Annotated in this window: 19 protein-coding genes and 1 tRNA gene; 3 read left to right on the forward strand and 17 right to left on the reverse strand. The window is 59.7% G+C overall.

The window, feature by feature from the left end:
- Positions 1–11: 11 nt before the first annotated feature.
- The 10 genes from rnp1 to QZ650_RS08730 form a co-directional block, all read right to left on the reverse strand.
- Positions 12–284 (reverse strand): ribonuclease P protein component 1, encoded by a 273-nt coding sequence (gene rnp1, locus QZ650_RS08685; protein ID WP_292521039.1) that lies wholly within the window; start codon positions 282–284, stop codon positions 12–14.
- Entirely contained in the window at positions 281–484 is a 204-nt protein-coding gene (rpmC, locus tag QZ650_RS08690) for a 50S ribosomal protein L29 (protein ID WP_292521038.1), read from the reverse strand. The genes rnp1 and rpmC overlap by 4 nt, the downstream gene beginning before the upstream one ends.
- Positions 485–1,189 carry a 30S ribosomal protein S3 gene (locus QZ650_RS08695; RefSeq protein ID WP_292521036.1) on the reverse strand — a complete coding sequence of 235 codons (705 nt, stop codon included), beginning with the start codon at positions 1,187–1,189 and terminating at the stop codon, positions 485–487.
- Positions 1,189–1,650, reverse strand: a complete 462-nt coding sequence (locus tag QZ650_RS08700; RefSeq protein WP_292521034.1) for a 50S ribosomal protein L22 — start codon at positions 1,648–1,650, stop codon at positions 1,189–1,191. Before QZ650_RS08700 ends, QZ650_RS08695 begins: the two co-directional genes overlap by 1 nt.
- A 5-nt stretch (positions 1,651–1,655) precedes the next feature.
- The gene (locus QZ650_RS08705; RefSeq protein WP_292521032.1) at positions 1,656–2,069 is read right to left on the reverse strand and encodes a 30S ribosomal protein S19; all 414 of its coding nucleotides are present in this window, start codon (positions 2,067–2,069) and stop codon (positions 1,656–1,658) included.
- A 10-nt stretch (positions 2,070–2,079) separates the two neighbouring features.
- The gene (locus QZ650_RS08710; protein ID WP_292521030.1) at positions 2,080–2,799 is read right to left on the reverse strand and encodes a 50S ribosomal protein L2; all 720 of its coding nucleotides are present in this window, start codon (positions 2,797–2,799) and stop codon (positions 2,080–2,082) included.
- A gap of 11 nt (positions 2,800–2,810) precedes the next feature.
- Entirely contained in the window at positions 2,811–3,059 is a 249-nt protein-coding gene (locus tag QZ650_RS08715) for a 50S ribosomal protein L23 (RefSeq protein WP_292521028.1), read from the reverse strand.
- Positions 3,050–3,805: a 50S ribosomal protein L4 gene (gene rpl4p / locus QZ650_RS08720; RefSeq protein ID WP_292521026.1), complete on the reverse strand. Its 756-nt coding sequence runs from the start codon at positions 3,803–3,805 to the stop codon at positions 3,050–3,052. Before rpl4p ends, QZ650_RS08715 begins: the two co-directional genes overlap by 10 nt.
- 6 nt (positions 3,806–3,811) lie before the next feature.
- Positions 3,812–4,825 (reverse strand): 50S ribosomal protein L3, encoded by a 1,014-nt coding sequence (locus QZ650_RS08725; RefSeq protein ID WP_292521024.1) that lies wholly within the window; start codon positions 4,823–4,825, stop codon positions 3,812–3,814.
- 832 nt (positions 4,826–5,657) lie between these two features.
- Positions 5,658–6,062, reverse strand: coding sequence for a Tfx family DNA-binding protein (locus QZ650_RS08730; protein ID WP_292521022.1), 405 nt, complete (start codon positions 6,060–6,062; stop codon positions 5,658–5,660).
- A 141-nt stretch (positions 6,063–6,203) separates the two neighbouring features.
- Here QZ650_RS08730 and QZ650_RS08735 point away from each other — a divergent pair, with 141 nt between their 5' ends.
- Positions 6,204–7,046, forward strand: coding sequence for a F420-dependent methylenetetrahydromethanopterin dehydrogenase (locus tag QZ650_RS08735; RefSeq protein ID WP_292521020.1), 843 nt, complete (start codon positions 6,204–6,206; stop codon positions 7,044–7,046).
- A 119-nt stretch (positions 7,047–7,165) separates the two neighbouring features.
- Here QZ650_RS08735 and QZ650_RS08740 read toward each other — a convergent pair whose 3' ends face one another.
- On the reverse strand, positions 7,166–8,092 hold the full coding sequence (locus QZ650_RS08740; RefSeq protein ID WP_292521018.1) for a galactose-1-phosphate uridylyltransferase: 927 nt from the start codon (positions 8,090–8,092) through the stop codon (positions 7,166–7,168).
- Positions 8,093–8,268: 176 nt separating this feature from the next.
- Complete coding sequence (locus tag QZ650_RS08745; RefSeq protein ID WP_292521016.1) at positions 8,269–9,261, reverse strand: 5,10-methylenetetrahydromethanopterin reductase; 993 nt, start codon at positions 9,259–9,261, stop codon at positions 8,269–8,271.
- 359 nt (positions 9,262–9,620) lie between these two features.
- On the opposite strand from QZ650_RS08745, the gene QZ650_RS08750 reads away from it, so the two are divergent.
- Positions 9,621–11,522 (forward strand): tubulin/FtsZ family protein, encoded by a 1,902-nt coding sequence (locus tag QZ650_RS08750; protein ID WP_292521014.1) that lies wholly within the window; start codon positions 9,621–9,623, stop codon positions 11,520–11,522.
- Here QZ650_RS08750 and QZ650_RS08755 read toward each other — a convergent pair.
- Together QZ650_RS08755 and QZ650_RS08760 are read right to left on the reverse strand one after the other, a co-directional pair.
- The gene (locus QZ650_RS08755; protein WP_292521012.1) at positions 11,506–12,474 is read right to left on the reverse strand and encodes an NrpR regulatory domain-containing protein; all 969 of its coding nucleotides are present in this window, start codon (positions 12,472–12,474) and stop codon (positions 11,506–11,508) included. The two genes, QZ650_RS08750 and QZ650_RS08755, sit on opposite strands and share 17 nt — an antisense overlap.
- Positions 12,471–12,896 carry a dCTP deaminase gene (locus tag QZ650_RS08760; RefSeq protein ID WP_292521109.1) on the reverse strand — a complete coding sequence of 142 codons (426 nt, stop codon included), beginning with the start codon at positions 12,894–12,896 and terminating at the stop codon, positions 12,471–12,473. The genes QZ650_RS08755 and QZ650_RS08760 overlap by 4 nt, the downstream gene beginning before the upstream one ends.
- A 55-nt stretch (positions 12,897–12,951) precedes the next feature.
- Between QZ650_RS08760 and QZ650_RS08765 the strand changes: the two genes are divergently transcribed.
- A tRNA-Arg gene (locus QZ650_RS08765) sits at positions 12,952–13,023 on the forward strand.
- Between the two features lie 39 nt (positions 13,024–13,062).
- On the opposite strand, the gene QZ650_RS08770 is transcribed toward QZ650_RS08765, so the two are convergent.
- The 3 genes from QZ650_RS08770 to QZ650_RS08780 all read right to left on the reverse strand — a co-directional run bounded on the left by QZ650_RS08770 (position 13,063) and on the right by QZ650_RS08780 (position 21,163).
- Positions 13,063–16,026 carry an Ig-like domain-containing protein gene (locus QZ650_RS08770; RefSeq protein ID WP_292521011.1) on the reverse strand — a complete coding sequence of 988 codons (2,964 nt, stop codon included), beginning with the start codon at positions 16,024–16,026 and terminating at the stop codon, positions 13,063–13,065.
- Between the two features lie 474 nt (positions 16,027–16,500).
- Entirely contained in the window at positions 16,501–19,503 is a 3,003-nt protein-coding gene (locus tag QZ650_RS08775) for a VWA domain-containing protein (RefSeq protein ID WP_292521010.1), read from the reverse strand.
- A gap of 262 nt (positions 19,504–19,765) precedes the next feature.
- The gene (locus QZ650_RS08780; RefSeq protein ID WP_292521008.1) at positions 19,766–21,163 is read right to left on the reverse strand and encodes a carboxypeptidase-like regulatory domain-containing protein; all 1,398 of its coding nucleotides are present in this window, start codon (positions 21,161–21,163) and stop codon (positions 19,766–19,768) included.
- Positions 21,164–21,182 lie beyond the last annotated feature (19 nt).

The following is a 21,182-nucleotide window of genomic DNA, read 5'->3' on the forward strand; positions in this document are numbered from 1 at the left end:
TTCATCCTCGTTTATCTGATGCGCATACTGATCCGCCGTTCGGGCTGTGCCTCCAGGCTCGACCCGTCAACATCGACGAGCGTGCCGTCAGGGAGCCGGATGCGGAATACGCTGAACCGTTTTGGTATCCGCTTCTCACCCCGCCCGGTCTGGATGATCAGGGTATTCCGGGTCTCATCAATGATGCGGCCCGATACCCCGACATGACCGGGGTTGCTTGCAGAGGCGACCAGAACGTCCAGGCCGATCAACTCGTGCCGCAGGACGTTCTGGGGCGAGATCATGCGTTCCTCCGTGCATTGCGCTCGGTCTGGATGCGCGCGATCGTTCTTTTAACCTCGCGGATCCTCCCGGGGTTCTCGGTGGCACCGCCGGCGCTGACTTTCCCCCGTTCCTGGATCAGTTCGAGGGAGAGTTTCTGCTCCTGCTCGAGAAGCTCGGTGTCGGAGAGCTGCTTCACTTCCTTTGCGCGAAAGATTGCCATTTATCTCTCCTCCACGTACTCCTCTTCGGAGATCTCCTCGAGATCGGCCTCGAGTTCTTCCTCGCCAACCTCTTCGGGCTCGGGGATCTCGGCCGGGGCCGCCTTCGGCTGGGGCGGGAGAACCTCGAAGGTGTCGGGCAGCTTGGCATCCGGCGGGACGATCTTGACCTGGACACCGATGGTTCCGAGTTTCTTGACCGCAATCGCGTAGCCGCTCTCAACGATCGTCTCGCTGGGCTCACCGCAGTGCTTGACGTAGCCTTCGATGAACTTCTGGGTCCGTGCCCGGGCACCGGTCAGTTTTCCGGCGACGATGACCTCACAGCCAAGCGCACCGGATTCCATGACGCGGCGGATCGTGCTCTGTCCGGCCTTTCTGAAGTACCAGCCGCGCTCAAGGGCGTTTGCCAGCCGCTCAGCCATGATCTGGGCGTTGAAGTTGGGGTTCTGGATCTGCTGGACCTCCACCTGCGGGGACTCGATACCGTAGGTGGTGGCGAGGTCCTGGGTAAGCTGGCGAACCTGCTTGCCGCCCTTCCCGATCACGATACCGGGTTTCTCCGCAAAGATGGTCACCTGGGTGCCAAGCGGCGTCCGGGTGATGTCCATGCCGCCGTATCCAGCACGCTTGAGTTCCTTGGTCAGGAACTTCTCGACGCAGACGTTGCGTACGCCGTCAGTAATAAACTTCTTCTCAATTGCCATTACGCCACCTCGGTCACGACGATCTCGATGTTCACAGTCTCCCTGCGCTTCGGGGTGGCGCGGCCCATTGCACGCGGGAAGAATGCCCGGAGACCACGGCCCGCGTTGGCGGCGACGTGGTCGATCCTGAGTTTCCCGGTATCGAGGCCGATGTACTCCGCGTTCTTCTCGACAGACTCGAGCAGCCGGATGTATGCCTCCGCAGCCTTGACGGGGTACCGGCCTGCTGCCCACTTATCGAGGCCACGCTTGTGGGCGACGTTCCGGTTGAACCGCTTGAAGGGGATGGCCTTCTTCAGTTCAACCACATCGGCAAGGTATGCCCTCGCTTCGGTGGTGGTCATGTTCCGGATGAACCTGGCAATCTCGATCGAGTGCTTGGGGGAGACGGGAAGTTCGTTCGCCTTTGCGCGAGCGACGTTCTCGCCCTCAATCTTTGCTGAATATTCTGTCCTTGCCATAGCCATCACTTCAGCGGCACGTACTTACTCGACCGGGTTGCACCGATACCGGCGCTGCCGTGAGAGACTCTCCTGCGGGTCAGTGCAAACTCTCCAAGGTAATGGAAGACCGCCTCAGGCTGGATCTCCACTTTCTGGAACTCTTTCCCGTTGTGGATCTCGATCGTCTTCCCCACCATCTCAGGCATGACAATCATGTCACGCAGATGAGTGCGGATGGTTGCATCTCCCGACCGGACATCGGCGAGGAGTTTCTCGTGCTCCCGGGAGAGACCGCGGTCAAACTTCCTGCGTGCCCGGGACGGCATAATCGGCAGCAGCTCGGAGAGAGCCATCTGCTGCAGAGCCTCAACGGAGTGGCCGCGGTAGGTGAACTCCTCTCGCCGCCGCGGCATTCGCTTCTGTGTCTTCTTTGCCATGCTTCACCCCTCACTTCTTCCACTTGCCGGTTCTCCGGGCGGCAATATGCCCTACCTTCCTGCCGGGGGACGTTCCGTGTGACACGGTCTTCGGCCGTCCGCAGTGCTGGTGACCACCGCCACCGAACGGGTGGTCGATGACGTTCATGCAGACACCCTTGACGCGGGGCCATCTCTCGGCGGAGGACCTGACGTGGAGGGCCTTCTTTCCTGCCTTGGCAAACGGTTTTTCGCCCCGTCCGCCACCAGCAACGATACCAACGGTTGCCATACAGACGCCGTTGAACCACTTGTTCTTGCCGCTCGGCATCCTGATACCGACACGGCCGTCATCGGCCTTACCGATGACGAGGGCCTGGACACCGCTCGAGCGGACGAACTTGCCGCCGTCGTTGGGCCTGGCTTCGATGTTACAGACGTACGCACCAACCGGGATCTCCCGGAGCGGCAGGGTGTTTCCGTTCTTCACGATGCCTCCCGGACCCCAGGAGACCGCATCCCCGACACCGAGCCCTTCGGTGGCAAGGGCGTATACCTTCTCGCCGCTCTCGAGTTTTACAAGAGCGATCGGGGCGTGACGGGCCGGGTCGTGCTCGATATCGACGACAATCCCGGAGACCAGAACGTCATTCTTTCCCATGTGCCGCAGGGCGGCCTTATACCGGTGCGACGGTGCACGGTAAGACGGGCCGCCCTTTCCGCGGCTCTGTGCTATGATTCGATGTGCCATCGTCACTCACCTTACATTATTCCCAGCCGGCTGAGAATCTCTTCAGCCGCCTTCTCGTCCGCAAACTTTACAATGGCCTTCTTCTCACCCTTCATGGTCATCATCGTGCGGACCTCGGCCACATCCTGCTCGAAGGCGGACTCCAGTTCGCGCTTGATGTCCTGCTTGGTGGCGTTCCTCTGCACGATAAACTGGAGCTTGTTCTCGCCCTCAAGCATCATCGTTGCTTTTTCAGTAACGAAGGGATATTTCAGTACCATGAGAACTCCTCCAGTCTCCTGATTGCAGACTCCGTCCAGACCGTCAGGCGTCCTGCCTGCGTGCCGGGTGCCAGGAGTTCTGTGTTCAGCTGGTTGACCGCCACGGCATCGACGCCGGCAAGGTTCCGGGCCGCCCGGAGCGGCTCGCTCCCGGTGACGATGAGGATGCTCTTGCGCTGCTTGTAGCGGCGACCACGCATGGTGCCGCGCCCCGCACGGACCTTCCTGCTGTTCTTCGCCCGCTCGACATCGGCATAGACCCCGAGAGCGGAGAGCGCCGAGATGACGTCGCCAGTCCGGGTGACCTCCTCGAACCGGTCCTCAAAGACCAGCGGAAGCTCGCCCTCAAAGAGGTGCCCGCGGCCCCGGACAAGGTCCTGATAGGTGCTGGCTGCGACAGCGGATCTGAGAGCCTTCCGCTTCTCTTTCCGGTTGATATCCTTGACAAGGATCTTTGCGACCTTCGGGGGATGCGCTGCACGCCCGCCGGTTGCCTGTGGTACCCGGGCCACTCTGCTGCCGTTCTTCAGACGGGGAACCTGAGCGACGCCCCGACCGCTACCCCAGGACTCTGCCGAGGTGCGTATGCCGGCATAGGGGTTTGTCCCATGCGGCTGGAACCGGGTGCTCTGGAGCGCGAGGACAGCCCGCTTAATCAGGTCGGGCCTGTACTCTTCGTTAAAGATTTCGGGGAGATCGATCTCGTGGGCGATCTCGCCTGTCAGTGTTCGAACCTGTGCCTTCATCGCTGCTCACCCCTGCATGCTCTGCGTGCTGACGAAGTTGATCGTCGGTACGCGGATGGTCTGCTCACCCTTCCGTATCGCGGGCCGAATCCGGACCAGCCGCTTGTTCGGCCCCGGGACGGAACCCTTGATCAGCACGTAAGGCCCACGCACAAGGCCGTAGTGGAGGAACCCGCCTGCCGGGGTTATCTCGTCGCCATTGGCGCCGATCTTTAAGATACGCTTGTTGAACTCGGTGCGCTGCTGGTAGCCCATCTGGCCCATCTGGGGCACCTGCCACCGGACGTGGTGCGGGTTCCAGGGACCGAGGTTGCCGATGTGGCGCTTTTTGCCGCCGCGAGAGTGTTTCCGCTTCCGGACCTGGACACCCCAGCGCTTGACGGGGCCTTCCGTACCCTTACCGGTGGTGACGGCAGTCACATCGACAAATTCGCCGACCTCGAGGTTGCCGGAGATCGCAACCTCTTTCCCGAGGAGTTCCTCGGCGTAGGCGATCTGGTCGTCGAGGTTTCCGCCGGCAATCCGCATCTCCATCAGGTCGGGGACCTTCTTCGGGACGCCGGTGAGTTCCATGGGACGCGTGTAGGCCAGGGCGTAGATCTCCGCGACCTTCCCTTCGCCGATGGCATCCTTGATGGCAGCAAGGGCAGCAGCGGTATCGTGATTCTTCGGAACGTTGACGCGGCGTGACAGTTCCTCGTCAAGGTCTGTTGTCCAGGCCTCGGTCAGTGCGTGCTTCCCGTAGGTGTCCTCGCTGTATGCGCGCACGCCTGCCACCCGCATGGGCGGAACCTCGACCACGGTCACTGGTACCATCACATCCTTGCCTTCAGTGGGGCTGCTCTTGTGGTCATCGACCATGATGACGTGAGTCATCCCCACCTTGTACCCTGCAAATCCCTGCATAGCCGGGGCTCCCGTGTACTCCGGCCATGAGCCGTATCGTGGAACCGGGCTTTTTGCCCGCTTTCTCGGGCTGTACGCGAGGGATCCTCTGCGTGGTCTGTTAATCTTCGGCATGTTTCAATCAACCCTTCGTGCGTTGTAGTGTGATGCATCGACTGCAAGCCGACGCATGCGCCGAACCCCGTGCCGGATGTGCCGGCACGATCGGTCTTCGGGAGAACCCGTAGACCCGGGGCAGGATATCGAACGCCACGCCGAAACGGCGTGGCGCGAAGGGAAACAGTTGATGGAGGTAGCGGAGATGAAGAATGCAGAGACGTTCGTCTCAGCACGATCCAATGCTCTCTCTCTCCGCTGCCGGCCCCGATAGTGCACCGGGCGCGCTCCAGTCGTCGCCAATAGATCCTGACTCTTTGACGCTTCCGGGAATCGTTTTCCCGAAACCGGGCGCGCTGCACTGGCGTTGGCCCAGCGTCTCGATCAGATCCAGCTCCTGTCATCCCGTTGTGACGAGCACAACTCCGTATCGACATCGCCCTCCATGAGGAGGGTTCGACCTTCGCTTTGTCTGATACCTTCTACACCGCTCTGCCGCGGGTGTCTGATCCCCCTATGCTGCGGAACCAGAGAGGTTTCGGGAATTGGAGGCGCGTTCAGCGCCGGCCAACTCTCGAAACCAGGCAGAGTTGTGCAGAGCGGTTTCTTAAACATTACTTAAAGTGAGATATAAACCTTGTTATCGGATCTCACAGAAATTCGGACGAAACGGACATCTGCTGCAGATCAGGCAGCAGTTCCCCAAATAGAATGGTCCGGGGGATGAACAAAGGGCTGCCATCATCCCGCTGGCAGGTACACGGCCGGGAGTCCCCTTCCGTGAAACTCCCCGGCAGGTATGACCGCTCCAGTGCGAGCCCGCGCGGGTGCGCGGGTGCGCGGACCAACGTCATCCGAAGTACAGGTCACCGTCCTGGTTGATGTAGACCTCAACATCTTCGCGGACCTGTCTGCCCCTGAACCGGTCGGGGTTGGCGTCCCGGAGCCTGTTTATGAGCGAAATTGTGTCGTATTTGACCTTTATCCCTATCTTCTCGGCCTCGGTATAGATAAGCTCGGGGACCTTGAGCAGATCGAGGCCGCCCTGGAGCGTACAGAGGTGCGTAGCGTCAAGAGTATAGAGGAATTCGAGCGTCTCACGTGCGCGCGAGATGTTCTCGATAGCAGCCTTCTCGATGGTGCAGACGTTTGCCTTTGAGGTATGGATGATCTCTGCGATCTGTTGTTGGGTCAACCCTTTCTTCCGGTAGCGCAACACTTCCTTCTGGCGATCGGTAAGCAGACCTTGTTTCATCAAACATATATTGTCGGCATAAATTTAAACACTTTTCCTTAACTACTCCTCACCCGGGTCGGATATTTAGGCCCATTTCAAAACGTTTATATGAGAACTTGGCGATACTATCGTGTTCTCAAATTTTGAGAGGTGTTTAAAGTGGTAGTTAAAGTAGGAATTGCGAAACTGGGAAATATCGCCAGTGGTGTAATGGGTGAACTTCTTCTTGACGAGCGGGCTGACCGTGAGGATATCATCACCTTCATGGCAACCTCCGGCACGAAGCTGCAGCCCGAGGATATCGACCGCGTCGTCAGCAATATGAAGGCATGGGGCCCGGACTTCTGTATCGTGGTCTCCCCGAACGGCGTCCTCCCCGGACCCACCCAGGCCCGTGAGGACCTCGCGGCAGCCGGAATTCCCTGCGTCGTCATCACCGATGATGTCACCACCAAGAAGGAGCAGTTCGAGGCGCTCAAGGCGAGCAACTTCGGCTACATCATCATGAAGGCCGACGCCATGATCGGCGCCCGCCGTGAGTTCCTTGACCCCATCGAGATGGCGGACTACAACGGAAACCTCGTCAAGGTGCTCGCCCTCACCGGCGCGTTCCGCAAGATGCAGATGGAACTCGACAAGGTGATCGACCAGGTGAAGGCAGGCAAGAAGGGCGCGGACCTCGCGCTCCCGAAGGTCGTCATGACCTCCGACAAGGCAGTCGATGGCGAGTTCAGCAACCCCTACGCGCTCGCGAAGGCCCGTGCCGCCTACGAGATCGCCCAGGCGGTCGCAGGCGTCAACGTCAAGGGCTGCTTCATGACGAAGGAGTGGGAGAAGTACATCCCGATCGTCGCGAGCGCCCACGAGATGATGCGCCAGGCCATGGTCCTCTGCGAGGAGGCACGCGACCTTGAGAAGGGCATGGACGCGGTCATCAGGAAGCCCCACAAGAAGACCGGCGAGATCGTCTCGAAGACCGCGCTCATCAGCAAGCCCGAGTAAATCCAACACCACTTTTCTTTTTTACGACCGCTCTCGAACTGCCGTTACGCCAGTAACCCCCAGACGGTTCACCGGAAGGCATACACGAGCCGGGGGAAGACCGCCGGGGAGAGAAGTGCCTAGTTTTTGCCCCGGAAAAGCGCGCCCAGGGTCTCGGGAAGCGTCAGGACGACCGGCTCCAGGTGCAGCCGCTCCATGAATGCCGAATCGCACATGGAGAGACTGTTCGGGTTTAGCCGTGCTATGAGGGAGCAGAAGGCGCGGTGTCCCCTTCCTGCATCGGGAGCGTCAAAGAAGATCGATGCGTTGAAGGCATGCGTACCGAGGGTCCGGTAGAACTCGACGATCCGGAGGATCCCCCGGGCAAGCGGCTCGATATACGGCCCGAACTCCTCAAGCGTCGATACCGGGAGGACCCCCCGCACCTCCCGCTCGCCAAGGGGGACGGGGTTTGCCGACCAGAAGATCTCGTCCTCAAAGAGGAACCTCCCGGAGCATCGCTCGTGCTCCATCAGATCGTCCCAGTAGAAGCGGCCGTGATCGGCGAGATACCGGCGGCCGGCGGAGATATAGAGGTCCGCGAGCCGGGTAGGCTCCGGGTCGGCGATGCCCTGCAGGTGGGGATGAACGATGCTCGCGCCGGCCGACGGGAGGTAGTTCCAGTTGATGCTCGCGTAGCCCGAAGACCGGGATAGGGCCTCTGCCGTGCCGGATAGAGCATCGGCGAGACATCGCGCATCGAACCGGCCGGTCGCGTGATCGGGCGTGATCACCGTGACTACGTGGCTCGTGGCAAAGGGGTAGAGGTTCGGGAACGTCACGCTCTCCCCACACCAGAGACGGCTGCCGTCCTCGAACGTCGGGGTGGAGGTATCTATGGCATCGGGGCAAAACGGGCAGCCCTCACGAGAAGAGGGCATGACAGGGGCAGAGTCGATATGCCGCTCGGCCCGGGAGGGGCTTATCCGGCACCGGATGCCGGTGAGGGACTCCCGGCGGTACTGAAGAACTCCCCGATCTGTCCGGGTCTCGTAGATGGTGAACATAACCTTTTGTACTCCGGTTGGCGCGCCGACCGTATAAAACTCCGTACTGCCTGGGAGCGGTGAAGATCAGGGGCGCGGACAGGGTGCGGATCCGCCCGAACGGGAATGCCTGCAAAGTCAGGCTTTAGAAACTGTCCAGGTCTCGGGACAAAAAAAGTGATGAGTGTTTTCCGACCTTAGACGACGTACTTGCCGAGCAGGCGGATGGAGTTGGTCATGTCGGGGCCGAGCGGCGAGCCGAAGATGATCTGGGTAACTCCAGCCTTTGCGAGGTCTTCGCACTTCTGCTTGACCATGTCGGGGGTTCCGGCGATGGTGAAGGCGTCGATCTCCGCGTCGCCGACGAGTCCGCCGACGGTCTTGAAGTCGAAGCGGCCGAGCGCTTCCTTGATCTTCGCAACGTTGTCAAGGTTGAGGTTGTGGCGCTGGAGGAGCGCGGGCGGGGAGCCTGCGGCGATGAATGCGGCCACAATCTTTGCAGCGTTCCGGGCCTTCTTCTCGTCGTTGTCAATGGACATGGCGGTGTAGGCACCGACGTCGAACTTCTTCTTGCCGACTGCCTCCATGGCCTTCTTGATGATCGGGATGGCGACGTCGAAGTCCTTGGGGTTCGATGCGTTGATCAGAGCGCCGTCACCAATCGTGCCGGCGAGCTCGAGTACCTTGGGTCCCTGGGCGCCGATGTAGACCGGGATGCCCTTCTTGCCGGGCAGGGTGACGCCGGTCAGCTTGGCACCGTCGTAGTCGAAGAACTCCAGGTTGCCGGTCTTCTTGACCTCTTCGCCGGCGAGGAGCTTCCTGATCTGCTCGACGCCTTCCTTCAGGTGGCCGACAGGCTTGACGGGGTCGATGGCGAGCTTGGGAAGCGTCGAGAGGTCACCGGGTCCGATACCGAGGACGGCACGTCCGTCGGAGATCTCGTTCAGGGTAGCCATGAAGGATGCGATGGCTGCCGGGGTGTCGGTGAACGTGTTCATGATGCCGGGCCCCATCTTGATCGAGTCAGTGTTTGCCGCGATCATGGCGAGGGTCGGGTATGCATGACGGTTGTTGTAGTGGTTGGTGATCCAAGCGTAGTCGATGTCCTTCGACTCTGCAAGCTTGGTGTAGTTCACCACCTGCTTGACGTTGATTGCTCCGGGCACAAATTCAATTCCATATGTAGTCAAGGCTATACACCTCAGTGAGTAGTTACGTGCAGAGAGTTAAATATATTATCATTTTGTGCTCGCGAAACGACACGCACCGCACAGGTAGTCCAAAATGGAGTGGTGTAACGTGTTCTCCAGGGCATTTGACAATTCTTCTCCCTTACCCTGCAGGAGCCCCCAGCCCGGCAAAATTAAACCGGAATTTTTAAATAGATTGCATTTATGAGCGGGTACACTCCTGGCTCGCCGGAGACGTACAGAAATATATATGTTTGCCCGCCCACATATTCATCAATAGTTTTGGGTGATATGCACGCTCGTTTCCGCGGCAAAGGTCACCCCGGGCATGCGAAGGTTCAGGGCAGGGAGTATACGGTATGCGAGTGCTGGCAATCGGGTTGGGTGGCGCAGGGTCACGGGTTGTGGATAGCCTCTACGACCATGACCGGCGAAGCAAAGTCTGCTGCATGAACGCAGTAGCGATCGATATCGATCCGAACTCCCTCGTGCAGCTCCGTTACCTCCCGGACCCCGCGAGGATCTTCTTTCCGCAGATTGATATTGCAGGATCCGACGACATCACGAACGTGATCGACATCGAGGAGGTGATGACCCGGATCCAGAGCATGGATACGATGGAGATCGATGCCGTGCTGCTCTGCTGTGGGCTCGGCGGCAGTGTCATCGACGTCGCGCCCCTCATCATCGGCGAACTCCGCAAGTCCTACGTGGAGCCGATCTTCGCGCTTGCCATCCTGCCGTGCCTGGATGAGGGGAAACGGGTCTCGGCCAAGGCTGCCGACGACCTCGACGCGCTCCAGGGACTCGTCGATGCCGTCATCCTCTTCGACAACGAGACGTGGTCGCAGAAGATCAGGGCGGCCGCAGTTGCAGCCGAGGCGGAGAATACCGGGATCGTGGATCAACTGCGCCGGAACCCGCTCTCCCGGGTCACCAACCCAAGAACCCACTATGGCATGCTCAACGAGAGGATTGCCCGTCAGGTCGGCCTGATTCTTCGAGCCGGAGAATTCAACGAATCCGGGCTTGATGTCGCGGAGATTGTCCTGGACGCGGGAGAGGTCCTCAATACCCTGAAAGGAAACGGTTTTGTCGCGGTCGGTTACGCTACCGAACGCCTGCCTGCCGGGTGGCTGGATCTCCTCCACCGGCGCCGGTCACTGAAGTACTTCATCCAGGGCTCGCAGGAGAAAGCCGCCCGGATCGTCTCGCTCGCGAAGAAAGCGGTCTACGAAGAGGTATCGGTCCCCTGCGACCTCACCAGTGCCGACAAGGCGCTGGTGCTGATCGCCGGGCCTTCGGCCGAACTCTCGATGAAAGGGTTTCAGACTGTCAGGAAGTGGATCGACCGGAGCATCGCCGGCCTTGAGATGCGGTCCGGCGACTACCCGGTGAAGAACACGTCATATGTCGGGATCATCATCGTGCTTTCGGGGCTATTCAACATACCCCGTGTTGAGGAACTCCGGGAGATCCGGGTAGAGTACCGACTTGAATGTGAAGAAGAGCGACTGAGAGCCGAAGAGGAGGAGCGGCGGCGCGAGGAGGAGGCAGCCCGGGCGGCGGGCGCCGGAACTCCGGAGGAAGAACTCCAGTATGCTGCCTCTCCCCTTGAATCGGCGTTTCTGGAGGAGAGTGATTACATGGCGGAATCATCGATACCGGAGAGAGACGAGATGATCGCCCTGCCGGGCAGCAGCCAGGGCGATCTGAAGGGCAGGGATGATACCATCGAGATGCTTCCGAGAGCCGAGGCGAAACCAGACGACGGGACGGTCATCCTCCCCCCAAAACAGGGAGGAAAGGAGATCGACCTCACCGGGTCCGCCTCAGTCACCGCATCGATGCCTGCACCAAAGAACTCCACCTTCGGGCCAAAAGGGATCAGCATCGAGAAGACTGCCCCGAAAGACGATGCGGTAGTATACCCCACATCCTTGAAACCCGTCCAGCGCCCGAAGGACGGGATCTTCGCGACCGATGCGGTCACACTGGATCGCGGGACGCAGCGGCCGAGCGATGGCGTCTTCGACAATCCCAACTTACGCATGCAGAGTGCGACCCCTGCACCGAAGGATACCCTGCTGAACCAGACCGACCGGGGATTCGGTCGCCCAAGCCCCCGCCCAAAGGAGGTTGACACGTCACGGGGAAGGCTTGAGGTGATCGAACCGGCTGCCCGACCGGAGATCAGAAAAGAAGGGAAGAAGAAGCCGGAAGACGACACAGACGACGGTGGGATCACCTGGATCCGGTAGCATCTGCAATGCGCTCAAACGTTATGATGCCGGCACCGATCTCGGTCCTGATGACGTAGCCCTTCTCGATCGCGCTTCCCACCATATTCATGCCGGAAAAAGCGACGACGGAGAGACGGTAGGGATGTTTTGGAAGGTTGAACTCCCCGATGCTTCCGCCGGCGGGGAAGACGAAACCCCACTCCCCCATCAGAGCGGTGGCCTCCTCGACCTGATCCCGCGCGGGCGCAGGCACCGCGCGGACATTTGCAAGCCCTACGCCGGCCCGGGTTGTCACCAGCCGGTGGATTGAGGTGAGACCGGCGGATATGAAGAGGTGGAGCGGATCGACCGACGTCCCCCGGTAGCCGATGAGATCGAGGAACCCGGCTGAACCGTTCTCATCGACGGCAATCCTGCCGGCATACTCAAGCCTCGCCGGTATGCCCATCTTCTGGAGGACACCGTCTAACGTGACGCTGCAAGCTGTCATGATCCCGACATGGCCGTCAGGTATACGGGGATCGGAATCGACGATCCGGTAGGTGTTCAGGAATCCGTAGCCTGCCGCCGCCACCTCGCCGAAGGCTGCCGTGACCCCGTCAAGATCCTCCTCCCGCACAATGGAGAGGTTGTAGGCGATACTCCCCGTCCCGGTCGCCGGGTCGAAGGTGCTCCGGAAGGCGAGCTGTTCGAGCCTCGATATGATGAAGCCGATCCGCTCGTCGACAAGCGCGCTCTCGCTCTCGGCGATCCCCGCTTCGGTAAGAATGCGCCCACGGTTCCCGACCTTCTCCGTAAACCCCGCTTCATCGAGATACTGGAGATAATACTGGACGGCACGGTCACTCAGGACGAATCCTCGCTCGGCCATCTTCTCGCTCAACCGTTTCGCACCCTGGGGTTCGTGCGACTCCGCGAGGATGCGCAGGATCTCGAGGTACTTCCGTTCCGAACGGATCGAGGGGCTCATCGGGTATGCACCACGCCCCGGCTATCCTGATACCGGCCCTCGTAGAGCCGGTCACCGTTCAATACTTCCTGAAGGATCATCTGCACGATCCGATCTCCTTTTGCAAGGCGGATCTCCTCGGTGCCGGCGTTTGTCAGGCAGAGCGTCAGCTGGCCCCGGAATCCCGGGTCCACGAACCCGCCGCCGAGGAGGGCGCCCCGACGGGCGAGCGAGGAGCGGCACCGGAGGGTTGCCGCAAGGTCTGCCGGGAGTTCCACCCGCTCGATCGAGGGGACGAGGGTGCATGTCCCGCGCGGGAGCACGGTATCTTCGGCTGCCCGGAGGTCGTAAGAGGCGGGCTGCTGGGATGCGCTATGGTATGGCTCGATGACGAGGTCACCGTCCTGGAGACGGCGAACGATTTCGCTGGACGAGAGGATCATCGTATAAGGTACTGGCATAAAAACGCTTAATAACTTATGATGGAAACTCATGAGGGGACCTATGGGGTAGAGGACATCCTTTTGGGCTTCGAACCCAAGGACGCGGGTTCAATTCCCGCTGGGTCCGTCATTTCTTTCGGGTGCGCGCGAGGCGCACTCCAAAAAATTATGCAAGCCGGATATACGCAGCCTGCGGATCTCCTACCAGGATCGGATCGAGGAGCAACCAGGACTCTGGTGCGTCGTCGGCCGAGGCGCGTACCCGAATAATATACTCTCCCGGCGGGAGATCACGGACGTCGAGGCAGGAGTCAACCGCGGTTACGGCGCTGTCTGCGGTCAGGGTCTCGAACCCCAGCCAGGAGAAGCCGCCGTCGTTTGAGTACTCCACAATCTCGGTCACGGTCCCCGATCCGGTGTAACTCTGGTTCCAGGCGACGGTGAGGAACTCCAGCACCGGTTCTGCGCAGGTATAACGTGGGTCTGTGAGCGCGAGCGTCGCGGAACCCAGGCCCGTGTTATTGAGGTCCGGTTTGGCCGTGATGAAGGTGTCGGGCAGATCGAGTTCAGCCGCACCGTCGTTGAACGTGATCGTTGAACCCGGTCCGAAGACGTTGATGTTGCCGTCGGTGAGCACCCGGAGGCGGAACGTCGCCTCCCAGACCTGGTCGAGGTGAACCGTACCGACGTCGAAATTCAGGGTGTGGTCGTCGTTCCAGTCATCGGTCTGGTTGAGGGTCTTTTTGGGGGTGATCACATAGGGTGGCGTCTTGTTCTCGACCCAGCTCTCGATGGTGGTCGATACCCCGTCCTCGTAGACGTAGGAGAAGACATCCGAACCGTTTCGGTACCCTTCGTTGACCTGTATTGTGCTGAAATTGAGGTTCATCCTGGTACCGACGCCGGCCTCGGTCTTGAGTTCGCCGGCGATACGTTTGTAGATATCAGTGAGCTCTTTTTCGCCGGAAGCGTGCTCATAAAAACCCCCGGTTGAGGATGCAAGTATCTGCATCGTCTCGTTGACTGTCGGGCCGGGCTTGTAAGCAAACGTGATCGTATAGAGTTTCACGCCATTGTCATCGGCAAATCGGGACATGTTTTGATTGGTGGACTCGCCGTCTTTGCACCTCCAGTAATTTCTCCGGGCACTCCATTCGAGAGTGCCACCCAGACCATCGTAGTACCGATAGTGATCGGGCTCCAATTTGTTGCCGCTGAAACTGTAAGCATTCGAAGCATTTTCAGGATAGCCTGTCCCGTGCCCAAGCGGGCTCCCATCGTAGTTCCAGTCCCCATCGGTCATGACGACCACAGCCTTGACGGCTTCGGGTCGATCCTGGTTCTCCTTCTGCATGAGGATGGCTTCATAAATTGCTCGCCGTAACTGTGTGGCACCGTCTGCCTTGAGACCGTCCAGGTTTGCGGTTACCCCTTCGAACGAGTCGCTCAGGTTGTTGTCCACCCTTGTCGAGGAGGAGAACGAAATGAGCCCGATGCGGTCCCAGTCAGGGTTCATCTGGCTGATGAATGTTTTTGCTGCAGTCTGTGCAGCCTTCATCCTCGTCTGGCCCACATCATTATTTCCCATACTCCCCGACCGGTCCACCACTAGCACCACGTCGATCGGGTCCGGCCGGAGTTCCCAGCCGTCGCCCTTCAGCCGGATCGTGACATCGGTTGTATCGTTCACCCCAACCGTCTCGTTGGAGACGCTTGTCTCTACCGAGAGATAGGGATAATTTATCCAGGTCAGGGTGAGATTCCGGGTGACGCCCTCCCACGTCGCCCGGACGGTCGCCGTGCCCTTCGCGGCGGCGTCCCAGCCTTCCTCGCCCGGGCGGGCAAACTTACCCGGGTGGAACCTGACGATGGCATAGCCGTCGTCGCCGGTGGTGGCAGACATCTCATTTCGTCCCTCGGGCAGGAGGTACGGCGCCCCGGTCTGGGTGTAACTGCCAAAACGGATCGATCCGGTATCGATGGTAAACGTCACATCCTCTCCGGGAACCGGGTTCCCCTTGATGTCCATCACCTTGGCCCGGAGGTGCGAGACGGAACCGGCGTCGACATCCCGGCTCGGCATGGACTGGGGGCTCGCGGAGAGGAGCATGTCCACCGGGGCTGTGTGGATGAACTCGACCTCCTGCGCTATCGTCACGCTCGCGTTGTCCACTGCCGTCGCGGTGATGTTGACCACACCGGTTGCGTCCTTCGGGCCGTAGAGGAGGCAGGCGACGCCCGTGCTGTTCGTCGGGAGGACTACGCTCTCTCCAAGGGAGGTGTTGACCCGGATGTCGCGGCCGGCCGCCGGGTTGCCCCAGGTGTCGGAGAGCCGGTAAGTCAGAGTAAACGTGCTCTCGCCGTCGGCAGGCTGGTAGGGGACCGGATCGGCATCGGGGTCGACGGTGATGGCTATGCCGGTGGGAAGCCCGGTAGGCAGCCCGTGGATGGAGATGTAGCGGTCGACACTGCCGGGGAGGACAGTCATCCGGACGATGTTCTCGCCGATGATGCGATCGGTTCTGAGCTCCGCCCGGACAAAACCGGTTGCGTTGACCGACGGTTCAAGTATCGGCACCGATGCTCCCACGTCGTTGAAGAATACGGCATCGCCTTCGACCGAACCGACACTGAAGCGTACGGTCTCGGTGACCCGCCGGTCGTCCACCGGGTTGCCGTGCCGGTCGGCCACGCCTGCGACGATAGTGGTGGTATTGCCCGCGGTCACTTCGGAGTCGTAATGGAGGTGCGTGATGCGGGAGGGCAGGTCATGATCGATCTTCTGTTCAAACGTCCCCTCCGCCGCCCCCGCCCGGGCGGTGATCACGGCGTCGCCGCTCGTCCTGTTGACGGCAAACGTCGCGATGGCGGTTCCGGAGGCATTGGTGGTGACGGTCGCGGGCGCGAGACGGCCGTAGACCGGGTCGGCCGAGAGTGTCACGGTGCAGTTCGGAAGCGGCGCACCGCTCCCGTCAAGCACCTGCACGGTTATTCTGGCGGAGTCAGCCCCGTTCGCCACCAGCCAGTCGGTGTCGCTTGAGAGGATGATCTGCCCGGGATCTGCCGCACTCGCGACAGGAACGATCAGGCCAAGCAGGATCGTGAGGAGGAACACTTTCTGAAAATTCATGCTGAGATCAGAGAGCCGTGATCCTGCACATTATATATAATCATTCTCATTTGATTCGAATCGGCAGACGCCAATCCAAATCCCGATTTGCGCCCGGATGAGATTTATACAACAAATTAAAAAACATTTTCGATCAAAATGAGAGTAAAATATTGCACATACCACACAACAATAATATAGAGAATATTTGATCTAATTTTCACACATGCTGAGGCGCAAAATCAACGATAATTGCCCATGAATCACGACATAATATGAGATTATGCAGATTTAGTTTATAATATCCCCCTGTAGTGCAGCAAACACTTCGTGAAGTTTAAATACAGGTTCGCGCAGGCAGTCGGGAGAGCGTCTGTGCAGGGCCCGGTAAGCCGGATGATCGCAAGAGAGAGGCAGGGGGTGCCCGGCAAAGTGGCGGGTATCCTGGAGGTCCCGCCGTTTTCAGGAGGGAGGCCTGAAAAAGGTGCGGAAGGGTTACTGGACCAGTATGTAAGCGCTTCCGTTCGCCCCGACAGTCACTTCCTGGGACAGTCTGGCCGAGGCATCCCCTGTATCTGGCGCATAACCACAGACCCTGATGATGTAGTCGCCGGCCGGGAGGCCCCGCACATCCAGCGTAGACTCACCACCCGTAGTCCTGTTGGTAGCGCTGATACTGTCGAACTTCACCCAGGTGTACTCGTTGTCATTGGAGTAGAAGAGATCCTCCGTCACGGTATAGAGACCGGTGTAGTTGAGGTCCCAGGCGACCGGGAGGAATTCGGTGACTGGCTCAACGCCGGTGAAGCAAAGGTTGCTGATCTCAAGTTCCCGGAAGTCCATCCCGGTGTTGTTCAGGGGATAGGCCGTGATGAAGGTGTCGGGGAGGGAGAGTGTGTCGGTGCCGTTGTTGAACCTGATCGTCGAGCCCGGGCCGAAGACGTTGATGTTTCCTTCCTTCGTTACCCTGAGGCTGAACGTCGTCTCCCAGGTCTGGCCGAGGCGCACGGTGCCGATGTTGAAGTGGAGGTTGTGGTCGTCGTTCCAGTCGGCGGTCTGGTCGATGGTGTGCAAGGGAACGATCATATGGCGGCCGGTCTCATTATCGACCCAGCTCTCGATGGTCGTCGATACTCCGTTCATAGGAACGTAGTCAAAGACATCGGCCCCACACTCAAATCTCTCGTTCACCTCGACGTTTTCAAAGGCGATGTCCAGTTCGGTATCGACACCGGCCTCGGTTCGGAGTTCGCCGGCGATGCGCGTGTAGATATCGGTGAGTTCGTCGCCATTCCGGGCATGTTCGTAAAACCCGCCGGTTGAGGACGAGAGAATCTCCATCGTCTCGCTAACGATCTTATCGGGTTTATAGGCGAACGTGATCATGTAAAGTCTCACACCGTTGTCGCTCGCATACCGGGACATGTTCTGGTTGGTGGACTCGCCGTCGATGCAGTAATCATACTCACGGAAGTATCCTGAGAGGAAGTTTCGCTTATACCATTTTTCCCCCTCCAAAAGCGTCCCGCCAAGGCCGCCATAATACCGATAATGGTCGGGCTCCAACTCATTGCCACTGAACGAGTATACCCAGTCTGAACTCTCAGGATATCCCGTCCCGTGCCCGAGCGGGCTTCCATCGTAGTTCCAGTCGCCATCAGTCATGACGACGACGGCTTTGATGGCCCGGGGCCGGTCGGAACTCTCCTTCTGCATACGTATCGCCTCGTAGATACCCCGCCGGAGTTGTGTTGCGCCGTTCGCCTGAAGGGCATTCAGGTTGGCGGTAACTTCCTCAAACGAATCTCCCAGGTTGTTGTCCACCCTTGTCGAGGACGAGAATGAGACGAGACCGACACGATCCGTGGCGGGGTCCATCTGGCCGATGAACGTGGATGCCGCACTCTTTGCCGCAGCCATCCTTGACGGGCGTACATCCTTTTCTGCCATACTTCCCGATCGGTCAATCACCAGCACCACGTCGATCGGGTCAGGCTGGAGCGCCCAGCCGTCACCCCGGAGACGGATCGTGACATCGGTTGTGTTATCCACCGCAACCGTCTCAGGGGAGACCTCCGTCTCCACCGAGAGGTAGGGGTAGTTCTTCCAGGTCAGGATGATATCCCGGGTGACGTTTTCCCATGTGGCCCGGACGACTGCTGTACCGGTCGCGGTGTCACTCCACCCCTGCTCGCTTCTATCGATCGTGAACCTGCCCGGCCGGAAGTCAACAATCGCGGAGCCGTTGCCGTCGGTATAGGCCCATGTCTTTAGCAGTTCCGGCTCCAGGGTCTGGACATAGGGCGTGCAATTCACCGATACGATCTCAAACTCCACACGCTCGTCCTCGACGGGGTTCCCCCTCTCATCGATCACCTTCGCCCGGAGGTGCGAAACGGAACCATCGTTGACATCGCGGCTCGGCATCGATTGGGGGCTCGCGGAGAGGAGCATGTTTACCGGCTCGGTACTGGTGAACTCCACCTCCTGCGATACGCTTACGCTCTCGTTCGTGGCTGCCGTGACCACGATGGTCGCGATGCCAACAGAATCCTCAGGCCCGTAGGTGAACATCACCTGCCCATGGGAGTTGGAGGTGATAAGACGGCTCTCCCACCCATCGGGCTGGCCCACCCGTTCCATCGTGGCATTCACCCAGAGGCCCTGCTCGGCGGTGGGATTCCCGTACTCGTCATACAGGGTGCAGGTGAACGAGACCATCGTCCTTCCATCAGCCGGGACCGAACCACTGACCGGAACAACCACCTGTGTGATGCGGGATGGCAATCCCCCTACGCCATTGATGGAGATCTGCTGGCTCCCGACCTCCGAAGCCGGTCGGATATAGACAAGGTTCTCCCCGGCCACCGTATCGACCCGGAGCATCACGGTGGCGTTCCCGTTCGCATCCACCGGCACGGTGATCTCATCCGCACCGTTGCTGAACACCGCCCCCGTGCCCCCCTCGATCATGCTCGCCGTGAAACGCACGTTTTCGGCTTCCTTCCGGTTGTCCACCACGTTCCCATACCCGTCCACCATCCGGACAACGATCTCCGTCGTTCCTCCGGCGGTCACATTTCGCTCGTGCCAGATGTTGGCGATCGCGCCTGGGGCTGCGTGATCGATCTGTTGGTTGACGCTCCCCGTCAGGGGCTCACTCATCCCCTCATGCGAGACCGTCGCCGTGATCGTCGCGGTCCCGCTCCGTGTTCCGGGTTTAAAGACAGTCACCGCCTTTCCGTCGCCGTTCGTCACCGCCTGCACCGGCGAAACAGTCCCATCCGTGCCGTCCACTGCAAACTCAACGACAGCCCCCGGAACAGGGGTGCTGGTACCGTTCAGCACCTCAACCGTGATGGTTGAGGTCTCCTTGCTCCCTGCCGTCACCCACGGAGTGTCCGCAGTTATCGTGATACTATCCGGTATCGACGCTCCGGCCGGGACCGCAAAAAAAAGCAGCCCCACAACCAGACACGCATACGTCCAGGTCTTCATACGTCACCGTATGTGGTCTTTGACGCATTTTAGTATATAGTTGTTGCTAATTGTATTGAACCCAATTTGGGCCAGATACACGTATTAATCAAATTTATTCGCCGCCATCAGAGAAACATTCCCTATTAAGTTTTAAATTAAAATAAAAAATCCTGGCCCCGCCCCCTTGAAAAATAACATTTCTCGCAAGGATATAATCTTCGCAAATGTTCCAGAAGAACTGTCTGCCCAAAACCCCGGGAAAAAGAGTGATCAGGGAGGCCTACAGGCTGTCCCGTCCGCGTGACCTGCCGGAACTCTGCCCGGCCCGCCTCTGCCGCACGACAAACACCACCGCGAGGATGATCGCGGCAACAACCCCGATGCCGGCGACAAGCATCCATACATTGAAGTTCTGCTCCATGACGAGCGGGATGGTGAACTCGGTCGTGCCGAGCGGGATCTCCTGGCTAACTGATATATTCCGGTAGCCGTCACGAGCGGCGGCGACGGCGTACATCTTGTTCGTGGCAAGCTCCGTCCTGAGGCATCCCAGGCTGTCGGTCACCCCGACAACCTGACCGTCGATGACGATGACCGCATCGGCTATCGCCTTCCGGTCGGGACCCTCCGCGCGGATGGTCACGCTCGCCCGGTCATACTGGAGTTCGGCGACGATATCCTCCCCCTGTCCGGAGATCTGGCGCGTCTCGCTCCAGTCCATGTAGCCCGGTGCCCTCACCAGGATCTCGTAAGCCCCTGCATGGAGTTCGGAGAGGGCGAACCGGCCATACTGGTTGGTCTTGCCCTTGAGCGTCCCGTTGAGGTAGACTTCCGCACCCTCGATCGGTTTCGTCCCCTCGTCAAAGGCCGTTATCGAGAGCGGGTATGCAGATTTTGCAAGATCCGCCTGTATGAGTACAACGTCCGCATCGAGATAACGCTCCTCCTGATAGATCTGGTAATCCGGCGCCGTGACCCTGAAGGAGTACCTCTTCTCCCGCTGCAGGTTGAGCGGCAGCCTGCCGTCGTCATCGGTTGCCCCGGCGCGTGTACCGTCGACGAAGACCTCCGCGCCCTTGATCGGAGCAGAAGTCGCACTATCCCGGACCTGGACCGCCAGGAGGTCGCTCCTGAAGAGCCAGTACTGGACGGTTCTGCCGCCACTCTCCATCTGCACGGTCTTCGTGAGGTCGTAGTAGCCCGACGCGCGGATCTCGGCGTTGTAGACCGCGCCTGTCTTCACCGAGAAGTCGACGCTCCCGTCGCTCCCGGTGGTTCCCGAGGAGGGGGAGATCCCTTCGCCCTCAATGCGCACCAGGGCCCCGCGGATCGGCTCCAGGGTCGCCGAGTCGTAGAGTTCAAACGTGAGGATCTCGTCTTTGCGCGCCATATCGACAAAGATGCTGGTCCTGTCGGCATCGACGTAATCAACCCAGTCCTTGTATCCCGTCCTGACCACCTTCAGGCGCAGGTCCTTCTTCCCGGCGTGATAGTAGGAGTAGGTGCCGTCGGATGCGGTGCTTCCCACATAACTGCCATCGATATACACAGAAGCGTCGACGAGCGCGCTACCGGTCTTTTCATCGGCCACGTTGATCCAGAGGGTGACCGCCTGCGCCGTGCAGCAGAGAAGGGCGCAGGAGAGAAGAAGAGCTATGGTGAGACGACGATGTGCCATGTTGGAGTGTACTGCGGCT

Source organism: Methanoculleus sp. (genome assembly GCF_020696975.1).
Lineage (GTDB): Archaea > Halobacteriota > Methanomicrobia > Methanomicrobiales > Methanoculleaceae > Methanoculleus.

What these genes read in the sequence shown, in the direction of transcription:
- rnp1 (WP_292521039.1), bottom strand. Translation starts at nt 284, where the DNA reads ATGATCTCGCCCCAGAACGTCCTGCGGCACGAGTTGATCGGCCTGGAC.
- rpmC (WP_292521038.1), bottom strand. Translation starts at nt 484, where the DNA reads ATGGCAATCTTTCGCGCAAAGGAAGTGAAGCAGCTCTCCGACACCGAG.
- QZ650_RS08695 (WP_292521036.1), bottom strand. Translation starts at nt 1,189, where the DNA reads ATGGCAATTGAGAAGAAGTTTATTACTGACGGCGTACGCAACGTCTGC.
- QZ650_RS08700 (WP_292521034.1), bottom strand. Translation starts at nt 1,650, where the DNA reads ATGGCAAGGACAGAATATTCAGCAAAGATTGAGGGCGAGAACGTCGCT.
- QZ650_RS08705 (WP_292521032.1), bottom strand. Translation starts at nt 2,069, where the DNA reads ATGGCAAAGAAGACACAGAAGCGAATGCCGCGGCGGCGAGAGGAGTTC.
- QZ650_RS08710 (WP_292521030.1), bottom strand. Translation starts at nt 2,799, where the DNA reads ATGGCACATCGAATCATAGCACAGAGCCGCGGAAAGGGCGGCCCGTCT.
- QZ650_RS08715 (WP_292521028.1), bottom strand. Translation starts at nt 3,059, where the DNA reads ATGGTACTGAAATATCCCTTCGTTACTGAAAAAGCAACGATGATGCTT.
- rpl4p (WP_292521026.1), bottom strand. Translation starts at nt 3,805, where the DNA reads ATGAAGGCACAGGTTCGAACACTGACAGGCGAGATCGCCCACGAGATC.
- QZ650_RS08725 (WP_292521024.1), bottom strand. Translation starts at nt 4,825, where the DNA reads ATGCCGAAGATTAACAGACCACGCAGAGGATCCCTCGCGTACAGCCCG.
- QZ650_RS08730 (WP_292521022.1), bottom strand. Translation starts at nt 6,062, where the DNA reads ATGAAACAAGGTCTGCTTACCGATCGCCAGAAGGAAGTGTTGCGCTAC.
- QZ650_RS08740 (WP_292521018.1), bottom strand. Translation starts at nt 8,092, where the DNA reads ATGTTCACCATCTACGAGACCCGGACAGATCGGGGAGTTCTTCAGTAC.
- QZ650_RS08750 (WP_292521014.1), top strand. Translation starts at nt 9,621, where the DNA reads ATGCGAGTGCTGGCAATCGGGTTGGGTGGCGCAGGGTCACGGGTTGTG.
- QZ650_RS08755 (WP_292521012.1), bottom strand. Translation starts at nt 12,474, where the DNA reads ATGAGCCCCTCGATCCGTTCGGAACGGAAGTACCTCGAGATCCTGCGC.
- QZ650_RS08760 (WP_292521109.1), bottom strand. Translation starts at nt 12,896, where the DNA reads ATGATCCTCTCGTCCAGCGAAATCGTTCGCCGTCTCCAGGACGGTGAC.
- QZ650_RS08770 (WP_292521011.1), bottom strand. Translation starts at nt 16,026, where the DNA reads ATGAATTTTCAGAAAGTGTTCCTCCTCACGATCCTGCTTGGCCTGATC.
- QZ650_RS08775 (WP_292521010.1), bottom strand. Translation starts at nt 19,503, where the DNA reads ATGAAGACCTGGACGTATGCGTGTCTGGTTGTGGGGCTGCTTTTTTTT.
- QZ650_RS08780 (WP_292521008.1), bottom strand. Translation starts at nt 21,163, where the DNA reads ATGGCACATCGTCGTCTCACCATAGCTCTTCTTCTCTCCTGCGCCCTT.